Annotated in this window: 8 protein-coding genes; 6 read left to right on the top strand and 2 right to left on the bottom strand. The window is 38.6% G+C overall.

The window, feature by feature from the left end; translation table 11 throughout:
• Positions 1-215 precede the first annotated feature (215 nt).
• On the bottom strand, positions 216-2714 hold the full coding sequence (locus LI951_RS11360; protein ID WP_229442255.1) for a transglycosylase domain-containing protein: 2499 nt from the start codon (positions 2712-2714) through the stop codon (positions 216-218).
• A gap of 214 nt (positions 2715-2928) precedes the next feature.
• Here LI951_RS11360 and tyrS point away from each other — a divergent pair, with 214 nt between their 5' ends.
• Positions 2929-4191 carry a tyrosine--tRNA ligase gene (gene tyrS, locus LI951_RS11355; protein ID WP_202067122.1) on the top strand — a complete coding sequence of 421 codons (1263 nt, stop codon included), beginning with the start codon at positions 2929-2931 and terminating at the stop codon, positions 4189-4191.
• Positions 4192-4645: 454 nt separating this feature from the next.
• Here the strand turns inward: tyrS and LI951_RS11350 are convergent, their stop codons facing one another.
• Positions 4646-4993 carry an iron chaperone gene (locus tag LI951_RS11350; RefSeq protein WP_229442254.1) on the bottom strand — a complete coding sequence of 116 codons (348 nt, stop codon included), beginning with the start codon at positions 4991-4993 and terminating at the stop codon, positions 4646-4648.
• Positions 4994-5220: 227 nt separating this feature from the next.
• Here LI951_RS11350 and LI951_RS11345 point away from each other — a divergent pair, with 227 nt between their 5' ends.
• The 5 genes from LI951_RS11345 to LI951_RS11325 all read left to right on the top strand — a co-directional run bounded on the left by LI951_RS11345 (position 5221) and on the right by LI951_RS11325 (position 11279).
• On the top strand, positions 5221-5673 hold the full coding sequence (locus LI951_RS11345; RefSeq protein ID WP_229442253.1) for a DUF1801 domain-containing protein: 453 nt from the start codon (positions 5221-5223) through the stop codon (positions 5671-5673).
• Between the two features lie 158 nt (positions 5674-5831).
• Positions 5832-6722, top strand: a complete 891-nt coding sequence (locus tag LI951_RS11340; RefSeq protein WP_202067119.1) for a deoxyribonuclease IV — start codon at positions 5832-5834, stop codon at positions 6720-6722.
• A gap of 643 nt (positions 6723-7365) precedes the next feature.
• Positions 7366-7590, top strand: coding sequence for a YneF family protein (locus LI951_RS11335; RefSeq protein ID WP_202067205.1), 225 nt, complete (start codon positions 7366-7368; stop codon positions 7588-7590).
• A 156-nt stretch (positions 7591-7746) separates the two neighbouring features.
• Positions 7747-9498: an ABC transporter ATP-binding protein gene (locus LI951_RS11330; RefSeq protein ID WP_202067118.1), complete on the top strand. Its 1752-nt coding sequence runs from the start codon at positions 7747-7749 to the stop codon at positions 9496-9498.
• Complete coding sequence (locus tag LI951_RS11325; RefSeq protein WP_229442252.1) at positions 9498-11279, top strand: ABC transporter ATP-binding protein; 1782 nt, start codon at positions 9498-9500, stop codon at positions 11277-11279. The genes LI951_RS11330 and LI951_RS11325 overlap by 1 nt, the downstream gene beginning before the upstream one ends.
• Positions 11280-11312: the final 33 nt, after the last annotated feature.

Below are 11312 nucleotides of genomic sequence, written 5' to 3'. Positions count from 1 at the left end.
AATATTTTTATCTTTCACTCCAAGGATTTGTTTGATAGAATCAAGTGTAGACATACATTCATTTTCCTTTCTAGTTGGTTTTGTGGTGATTCTATTCTAGCGGAAATGTTGTGTGTCTTCCTTATTTTTTAATGAGAAAATAGGACCGATAGATTTTTTTCTATCAGTCCAATAAATTATAGAGCCCCTTTCAGGCGCTCTCTTTGTATTTTGTTTTAATCAGGAGTAGAACTCTCTGATGGCTCCATTGAAACTGAGGGTTCTTCACTGCTGTCTCCGGCATTGTTCTGATCCTCGTTGTTGTTTTCTTCTGAGGACTCTCCGTTGTTCGTGTTATCAGTATTACCATTTCGGGTTCCTTGATTATTGGCAGTATTATTGTTATTACTGCTGGAAGTCTTTGTTGTCAAATATTTGCTCCAGTATGCTTGATAGTTTGCATCTGTTCCACCGTAGCCGAATTTATACTGGCTGTCAGCAGGACCATTTTTAGCAAAGTATGAAACGACTGTTTCGCTTGAAACAGAGTATCTGATATTGTTATAGGTAAAGCCGCCTGCTTTATCACCGGTAAGCTTAGATACACTTGCCTGAATGACATCATCTGTTAACTCGAATCTTGTACCAACATTGAACAGCTCCGGTTTTACGTTGTAGATGGCATTGGTCAGATAAGCCAGATAGGTACTGTTATGAATCCCGCTATCTGGGCTCATAATATCGTTGTTATCGTAGCCGGCCCATGAACTGATAGTAATACTTGGTGTAGAGACTACAAGCCATGCATCTCTGTAATCATTGGTTGTTCCGGTTTTTCCAACCCAGTCAGCCGATGCTAATTGAGGATTGAGACCTGCTATGACATCTTTAAACGGCGTAGTGATTTTTGAATCAAGTACTGAACGCATTAAATCGTTCATAATAGAAGCAGTTGCAGGAGAGTAGACCTGAACTGGCGCCTCCTGATGCTGATAAATCACATTCCCATCATTGTCTACAATTTTCTCAATCATATATCCTTTTTGATAGGCTCCCTTATTTGCAAGGGCTTGGAAGCCATTTGTTTGTGTATATACAGAGGTTTCGACAGAGCCTAGCGGTGCTGACTCATAGGCCCAACCTTCATCTGCCGGATAATTCATTTTACTTAAGTAGTTGTTATAAGAAAAATTATCATCGCCCATTTGTTCCTTCATCGCATTATTTAAATTGACGACTGGAATATTGTATGACCATTCCAGCGAGGTACGAACAGTGTCAAAAGTGTTGGTTCCTGTATTTGTAGCATTCACAAGCTCGCCGCCTGATTTATATTTTGTTGGATAATTTGCCAGCCGACTTTCTGACCCTATCATCCCCTGATCAATCGCTGGACCATAGACAGAAATTGGTTTAATCGTAGAACCTACCTGACGCTCGGTATCAAAAGCATGATTGTTTTGATTTAAGTCGTAGTTTCGTCCCGCAACAAAGCCGATAATTTTTCCTGTCTGATTATCCATTAATACATTGCCGGTTTCTACTGGAGCAGCTGAATACCCATCATCAAGAAGGTAACCAAAGTTTGCGACTGCATCCTGCATGGCGTTATAAACTGTTGGATCAATCGTTGATTCAATCGTATAGCCGCGTGTTTGGATCTGGCGGGCTGCCTGATCTCTGTACTGCTGGAGACCAGCAGCATCAAGCTCATCTTTATTTACGCCTGCTTTTTCAATGTTGATATCCATAATGACTTCCTCAGCCTGGTTCATTACTGTGTAATAAAGGAACCCTTCAGAAGTTGTATTGGCTGCCTCTGTAGGTAGGAAGTCTTGACTTAAGTCATAGTTTTTAGCATTTTCATACTCTTCTTGCGAAATTCTTTTTTCCCTATACATACTGAAAAGTACGAAATCCTTTCTTTCCATACCTGCGGATAAATCTTCCTTGAGTTCTCCTGTATTCGAATATGGAGTGTAAACGATTGGACTTTGCGGCAGCCCGGCAATAAATGCTGCCTGCGGCAATGTAAGATCATTTGCACTTTTTCCAAAGAGTCCTTTTGCTGCTTCTTCAACTCCGGCAATATTCTCCCCCTTATTGTTTCGGCCAAATGGAGAAACATTCAAATAGGTTGTGAGAATTTCATCCTTCGAAAAATAATTTTCGATACGATAAGCTAGTAAAATTTCATTTGCTTTTCGTTTGAAGGTTGTTTCGTCAGTTAAAATTTGCTGTTTTACCAATTGTTGAGTCAGAGTGGAGCCGCCTGAAGAGCCGCCAAAACCGACTGAATCAGCCAGTAACGCACGTACAAGTGCTTTGGGAACAACACCGTCATGTTCTTCAAAATACTCATCTTCTGTGGCAATAATCGCACTTTTTAAAGTTGGAGAAATCTGATCACTGTTTACGCGGGTTCGAACTAAATCAGATTTGATTGTTGAAATCATAGAGCCGTCAGCATATGTCATTTTTGAAACTTCGGTAATATCGCTGATTTCTTTTTCCAGCTCTTCTTTTGTCAGGGGGTCAGTTCCTTCAACAAGCGAAGCAAAATAGCCCATACCGACGCCCAATCCCAATGAGCCTCCTAAAATAACAGCTACAATTGAAAAAAGAACGAGGGATTTCAACACTCGAGCAATGACATTTAGAGCTAAAAATATATTTTCTTTACTGAGCCATTCGTGTGGGGGCTGGTTGTTGTGATTCGAATTATTATTGTCCAAAAATTTCACCTCGATATGTTAATTCGAATAATCATATTCCGTGATATTATAGCAAAAAAAAAGGTTAATGAACAGTTGTTCTGTCTTTTATCACAAAAACTTTAATTTCTCGATAAAAATGCTGATGTTTATCTTTTATTTAATCTGTTATTCAGGTAATATGGGAAGGTAGGGGCAAAAAAGCGCCGGTAAATCGAATGTGGAGGGAAATAGAATGAGTGCAGATTTTTTTGATGAACTGAAATTGCGCGGACTTGTTCATCAGACAACTGATGAAGAAGCTTTAAAAAAACAATTGAATGAAGAGTCTGTTAAGCTTTATATTGGGTTTGACCCGACTGCTGACAGTTTACATATCGGACATTTATTACCGATTTTGACATTGCGCCGTTTCCAGCTGAACGGTCATGTTCCAATCGCTCTTGTGGGCGGAGGGACAGGAATGATCGGCGATCCGTCTTTTAAAGATGCAGAGCGCAGTTTAAATACACTTGATACAGTTAAAGGGTGGTCTGACAGCATTAAAAATCAGCTTTCCCGTTTTATTAATTTTGATGATAGCAAAAATCCTGCAATCCTTGCCAATAACTACGACTGGCTTGGTGAGGTTTCGTTGATTGATTTTCTTAGAGATGTTGGAAAAAACTTTACAATTAATTACATGATGAGTAAAGAGAGTGTAAAACGGCGAATAGAAACAGGAATCTCATACACAGAGTTCGCATATCAGCTGCTTCAGGCGTATGACTTTTTGAAATTATATGAAATTCATGGCTGTCTGCTTCAGCTTGGGGGAAGCGATCAGTGGGGGAATATTACTTCCGGAATTGAATTACTGCGTCGTGAAAAAGAAGTACAGGGTTTTGGTTTGACTATGCCGTTGATTACAAAAGCAGATGGCACAAAATTTGGGAAAACAGAAGGAAATGCAGTTTGGCTAGATGCAGATAAGACTTCTCCATACGAGTTTTATCAGTTCTGGATTAATACAGATGATAGAGATGCCGTAAAATTCCTGAAATACTTCACTTTCCTTTCAATTGAAGAAATTGCTGAAATTGAAAAAGAATTTACTGAAGCACCTGAAAAGCGTGCGGCTCAAAAGGCACTTGCGAAGGAAATTACTACACTGGTTCATGGTGAGGAAGCGTATGAACAGGCAGTGAAGATTTCACAGGCGTTATTTAGCGGGGATATTAAAGGCCTGAATGCAGAAGAAATCATTCAGGGCTTTAGGGATGTTCCTTCTTATGAAGTTCAACAAGAGGATTCAATGAATTTGGTTGAGCTGTTGATTGCAGCAGGAATTGAACCTTCAAAACGTCAGGCAAGAGAAGACGTTCAAAATGGAGCTATTTATATTAATGGTGAAAGAATACAAGATGTGGCTGCGGAATTGACTGACAGTGAAAAAATTGAAGGGCAGTTCACAGTAGTACGCCGTGGAAAGAAAAAATACTTTTTACTGAAATATTAGTCTGTTGACCAACTTAAAAATAAGTTATGCTTTTAAGTCAAGAAACGTGCAGCCTATCCAATAGTATTATATATGAGACTACTGGATAGACGACGAGCATTCGAAGAAAGCTTTTAATACCGGAATGAATATTGCTAACTCATTTGATCGTCGTACGCATACCACTATCTCTTTGTATGATGAACATAAATGTTTGCCCATTTATTTCAATTAGAGTATTGCATACCATCCCACTAAATGTTCCTACACAAGTGAAACTGACAAAACGGAACTAACTCATATTTATTTTTTCGTGAACATTCACCACTAGAGTTCTCAGACAGACACTAATTTGATTGATTTAAATCGCAAGAAAAGACAAGGTCTCCGGTTATAAAGGAAGATCCTGTCTTTTCTTGATTTTAAAAGAGAAGATCCGTAGTGAAATAGTCTCAAAAATTTTATACGAATCTATTTACTTCTTTTTTTCCATATTTTCCTTGATTCTGAACTGAATCATTTTTTTTATAAGAGACCAGGGAAGCTCTTGGGTTGCTGGAAACTGAACCGCTCCTTTAGAAGATTTATATCCAGTGAGATCATCTTTGAAAGCTAGGATTGCAGAGGGAGCTGGATAAAAACCAATATGCTTTTTTGCATTGGCAAAGTGTACAAGATTTCCATTCAAATAAAAAGTGGGCATCCCGTAGGAAAGCCTTTCTTCTGCTTCGGGGACAAGTTGTTTAATAAAATGATAAAGTTCTGTTAATGCTGATTGTCTTTCTTCTGGTTCTTTGCGGATATAGTCTTCAATAATAGTCATAGCTGTCAGCTCCTTCAAGGGGATTAATTAGAGAATAAGGGTTCGCTTACTTTCAGTATAGCTAATTTTTGTAAAAAAGCCAGACAAGGATGTTTCCGCTAGCTTTCTGTTTGGAGTAGTGCTATTCTAAATCAGACTATTTAGTATAATAACATATTAAAATAAATGCTAATTGTGGATACCACTGGTCAGGTGGGCACTGTGATTAGAGTCAGGAGAGAAAGCAAATGGATCAATTCGACATATACCTTAAAGAGATGGACCCTAAATGGCAGGATTCATTTAGACGATTATTTGAAATTATTACAGATAATATACCGAAAGGCTTTGAACTGGTTTGGCAGTATAATCTTCCTACATTTGTTGTTCCTTTATCCGTCTATCCAGAAGGTTACTTGGACAGAAAGGATGAAGGTGTTCCATTTATCAGTCTTGCTGCTCAGAAGAAGCATCTTGCTTTATATCACATGGGCTTGATGGGTAATAAGGGGTTGCTGGACTGGTTTCAGTCAGAATATCGAAAAAGTGTTCCAACAAAATTGAATATGGGGAAAAGCTGTATCCGTTTTACAAATCCTAAAACTATTCCTTATGAGTTGATTGGTGAACTGGTTTCAAAAATGAGTATGGAAGAATGGCTCAGCCAATATATACAATTTGCGGAACAAAGAAAAAAATAAAATTATAGACTAAGAGCTGCAGGCTGTTCTTGATGGAGAATCTGTTCGCTGGCTATGGAAAACAGCAGCAGACAAAAGACTGTTGATTTAGGCAAAAAGATTGTCATTTCAAATTTTTTAACGTACGCTAAAATGGATGAAATTTAAGGAGGAACAAGATGTTAATAGGATCACATGTAAGTATGAGCGGGAAAAAGATGTTGTTGGGTGCTGCAGAAGAAGCTGCAAGTTATAAAGCGACAACTTTTATGATCTACACAGGAGCGCCACAAAATACACGGCGTAAGCCTATTGATGAGTTGAATATTGAAGCGGGTCAGACTTTTATGGCAGAACACGGAATAAGCGACATTGTTGTCCATGCCCCTTATATTATCAATTTGGGGAACACAATTAAACCGGAAAATTTCGGCTTTGCAACAGAGTTTCTGCGTCAGGAAGTTCAAAGAGCTGAGGCTCTGGGTGCGAAACAGATTACACTTCATCCTGGGGCTCATGTAGGTGCTGGTGTTGATGCCGGTCTTAAACAGATTATCAAGGGGCTGGACGAAGTCCTTACAAAGGATCAAATTCCTCAAATTGCATTGGAAACAATGGCTGGAAAAGGAACGGAACTTGGTCGGACCTTTGAAGAGCTGGCAACAATTATTGAAGGTGTAAAGCTTAACGACAAGCTTTCAGTGACTTTTGACACATGCCATACAAATGATGCCGGATATAATGTAAAAGAGAATTTTGATGGCGTGTTGGAGGAATTTGATAAAATTATTGGTTTGGATCGTTTGAAAGTCATTCATGTGAATGATTCGAAAAACCCAATGGGTTCTCATAAAGACCGCCATGCAAATATTGGTTTTGGAACTATTGGGTTTGAGGCGTTGGATAGAATTGTTCATCATGAGAAGCTGACTGCTTTACCTAAAATATTGGAAACACCTTATGTAGGAAAAGATAAGAAAACAGCTTATGCTCCTTATGGCAAAGAGATTGAAATGCTTCGGGAAGAGAAATTCAATCCTGCTGTTTTTCCGGAATTGTTAGATGCTTAAAAGAAGAGAAGTATATATGTTGGTTTGACATCAACTTGAATAGATTTGGATGTGTCTGAAAACTATAGTGCGAATATTTTCTCTATTTCTATGAAAATTATTATTATAAAGCCTCAATTATGCGCTGTATTGCCAGTCCCACTGATGCAGGAACAGCTAGTGGGATGGTATGCAAAGCTCTGATAGAGGTTAAATGGGGTAAAATTTATATCCTTATATGGAAATAATGAGTTTGGGGATAGTTAGGGATGAGAGCGTTATCCTTTTTTTGTAAGAATTTTCAGTCTTACCCAATAAATTAAGGCAACTGGCTGGATACAGTCTGTTGCTTCTTTTGGTTCTCGTGAACTTCTTTGTGGGGTGAGTATTTTCTAGCCCTCATTTTATTGAGTTTTCAAAATTTTGATTGAGAAATCAGCTGAAAAAATTTCAAATCAGGCATTTTAGAAATTTCTTTTGGAGAATCTTTTAAAATGCCTTTTCTTTTCCAGCTGTTTCTAGTAAAATGTTTTCTTGAGAGCAATTAAACGAGAAGGATTGCTTCTAAATTTATAACGTCTAAAATTCGAAGCTTATATGAATTAAACTGTTGTTTTTTTAAATGACATTACTCATTAGCTTTTATGATGGAAAGGAGAGATTTATTATGTCAACAGGAGTCGTAGTTTTAATTGCAGTAATCGCTTTAATCGCAGGTGCGACAGGCGGATTTTTCCTTGCCCGTAAAGCAATGCAGGACCATCTTAAAAAGAATCCTCCCGTTAATGAGGAGATGTTACGAATGATGATGGCATCTATGGGACAGAAGCCTTCTGAGAAGAAGATTCGTCAAATGATGCAGCAAATGAAGCACCAAGGGGATAAGTAAATCTTCTAATCTTCATATTTCGAGCACAACGGGCAGATTTTTGTCCGTTTTTTTTTTGTCTTTAAGCGGTACAGGAAAGGAGTTCATTAAAATGGAAATAAAGCTGAATGGACAAGTGATAAGTAACAAGATATAAGGGAGTAAGGAGAGGAAAAGATGTCAGTTTTTAGGAAGTTAGGTTGGTTTTTTAAAAAAGAAAAGAAAAGTTATATAATAGGGGTTTTTGCTTTGGTCATGGTAGCGATTGTTCAACTGATACCGCCCAAAGTAATAGGAATTGTTGTGGACGTGATTGCTGAAAAGGATTTTGAGCTCTCTCAGATTCTTTTATGGGTCGGAGTTCTTTTAGCAGCAGCACTGGCTCAATATATTTTCCGCTATATTTGGAGAAAGTATATTTGGGGTGGAGCAGCTCAATTGGAGAGGGAGCTTAGACGGCGGTTATTTCATCACTTTACTAAAATGGACAGCATTTTCTATCAAAATCATCGAACCGGAGATTTGATGGCACATGCTACTAATGATTTGAACGCTATCCAAAATGTTGCAGGGGCTGGTATTTTAACGTTTGCGGACTCCTTTTTTACGGGAGGGAGTACCATTATTGCCATGATTCTGTTTGTCGATTGGCGTCTGACGCTTATTGCCTTGATTCCTCTTCCTCTGCTGGCTGTTATGTCGCGGGTATTGGGCTCAAAACTTCATGATGCTTTTAGGGATTCGCAGGCAGCTTTTTCAACCATTAATGATAAAGCGCAGGAGAGTATTACAGGTATGAAAGTTATTAAAACATTTGGGCAGGAAAAGGAAGATATTCAGGATTTTACAGAAAAAATAGAGGAGGCAATTATTAAAAACAACCGGGTGAATTTTTTAGATGCATTATTTGATCCATTTATTACATTAGTTATCGGTATTTCATATGTTTTGACCATTATTATCGGCGGAAAATTTATTATGAGCAATGTAATTTCAATCGGGCAGCTGGTTTCGTTTATCAGCTATATTGGTATGCTGATTTGGCCGATGTTTGCAATTGGCAGACTCTTTAATGTATTGGAGAGAGGGAATGCAAGCTATGACCGGGTAAATGAGATGCTCCATGAGAAAACACATATTATTGAACGGGAAAATGCTATTCAGGCACCTGCTAAAGGGACATTGGTAATGGATATTCAGTCTTTTGTCTATCCGAAAGAGGAGCTGCCGGTACTTGAAAATATCAGGTTCAAAATTAATGAAGGAGAAACACTGGGGATTGTCGGTAAAACCGGTGCAGGGAAAACAACGATGCTGAAGCTGATAATGAGAGAATACGATGACTATCAGGGGCAGATTACCATGGGCGGCCACAATATCAAGGATTATTCTTTGGATGCCCTTTTAACAGGAGTGGGCTGTGTGCCTCAAGATCAGTTTCTATTTTCAATGTCTGTTCGTGACAATATTCGTTTCGCAACGCCTTCATTAACGCAGGAAAAGGTGGAAGAGGCAGCTCGGCTGGCTTATATAGATGAGGACATAAAAGGATTTTCAAAAGGCTACGATACACTGGTGGGAGAAAGAGGTGTGTCTTTGTCAGGAGGACAGCGACAGCGGATATCCATTGCCAGAGCTGCGATTATTAATCCGGAATTGTTGATTCTGGATGATGCACTTTCTGCAGTAGATGCAAAAACAGAAGAAGCAATTTTGACAAATCTCAAAACTGAACGACAGAATAAAACAACTATTATTGCAGCGCACCGTCTAAGCAGTGTGATGCATGCTCAGGACATTATTGTTCTGGATAAAGGAAAAATTATTGAACGGGGAACACATCAGGAGCTTCTGTTGGCAAACGGCTGGTACAAGAGAATGTGGGATAAACAACAGCTTGAAGCGAAAATAGAAGGAGGGGAAGTATAATGGAAGAACAGCAGTCAGTCTGGACAAAGTCAATTCCTGCTAAAGAGCAGATAACCATTGTCAGGCGCTTATTAAAATATGCAAAGCCCTTTCGTATCACATTTTTATCTGCTATTGGTTTTGCTTTTATTTTATCCATTATTAACGCACTTTTACCAAGAATCATTCAGATGCTGATGGATAATTACTTAACACCGAAAACAGCAACTGATCAGATTATTTATATGTTTGCAGGAGTCTATTTGTTTGGCATTATTGTAAAAAGTCTGATTTGGTTTTTCCAGTGGTTCTTGTATTCGAAGGCTTCTCTGAAAACGTATCAGTTTATTCGGGTGAAGCTGTTTGAGAAATTGCAGACACTGGGGATGCGCTATTTTGATCAGACTCCGGCAGGATCAATCGTTTCCCGTGTGACAAATGACACGGAAACTTTATTTGAATTTTGGTATGTTTTTTTAATAGTTTTGATAGGCATTTTTGCTGTGCTTTCTTCCTTTGTGGGAATGGTTCAAATTGACCGAAGGAGTGCGCTTTGTATCCTTTTGTTCCTCCCTGTTCTTTTGGCAGTTATTACTTATTACCAAAAGTTCAGCTCAAGGATTTATCGAAATATGCGGGAAAAACTCAGCCAGTTGAATACGAAACTAAATGAATATATATCAGGAATGAAGATTATTCAACAGTTCAGACAGGAAAAACGTCTCGAAGGGGAATTTGAAACGACAAATGAAGAGTATTTGCAGACAAAACTCTCCATGATACGAATTAACTCGTTGCTGTTAAGTCCGATTATTAACTTGCTTTATGCAATTGCAGTTTCTGCTGCACTGACTTTATTTGGGATAGATGCGCTTGACTCACCAGTTAAAGTAGGGTTGATTTACGCCTTCGTAACCTATGTTCAGGCATTTTTTGAGCCAATGACGCAAATGATGGATTTTTTAAGTATATTTACAGATGGAATAGTTGCAGGCAGTCGTATTTTGAAAATTTTTGATACAGAAGAACTGATACCCCAGCAGAATCCAGATGCATCAGCAGAAATCACCCTTGGAAAAATTGAATTTAGAGATGTCAGCTTTTCTTATGATGGAAAAAACCATGTCTTAAAAAATATTAGTTTTACTGCAAATCCCGGAGAAACCGTTGCTTTAGTCGGACATACCGGTAGTGGTAAAAGCTCGATTATCAATGTCTTAATGCGTTTTTATGAATTTTATGAAGGACAGATTCTGCTTGATGATATTGACATTCGGGACTATCCAATCACTGAGCTTCGAAAAAAAATGGGTCTTGTCCTTCAGGATGCGTTCATGTTTTATGGAGATATTGCAGGGAATATTCGTATGCTGAACGCGAATATCAGTGACAAACAGATTGAAGAGGCGGCTAAATTTGTACAGGCGGATAAGTTTATTGAAACCTTGCCAAACAAATATCATGCGAAAGTCATTGAACGGGGAGCAAGTTATTCCAGTGGACAGAGACAGCTGATTTCATTTGCACGTACAATGGCAACCGATCCGAAAATTCTGGTTTTGGATGAAGCGACAGCTAATATTGATACTGAAACGGAAGGGCTGATTCAGGAAGGCCTAGCTAATATGCGTCAAGGGCGGACTACGATTGCAATTGCTCACAGGCTTTCAACGATCCGTGATGCCGATATGATTTTGGTTCTTGAAAAAGGATCAATTGTAGAACGAGGAAGTCATGAGAGTCTGATTGCTCAAGAAGGACTCTATTCAGATATGTACAAACTGCAAAACAGTGTTGTCTAAAAAATCTCAGATATCAGCAACAGGTGAAACTGG

Origin of the sequence: Enterococcus sp. BWT-B8 (assembly GCF_020567625.1) — a bacterium.
Lineage (GTDB): Bacteria > Bacillota > Bacilli > Lactobacillales > Enterococcaceae > Enterococcus_L.
Note: the sequence above shows the minus strand (reverse complement) of the source record. Positions and strands in the feature narration are given on the sequence as shown.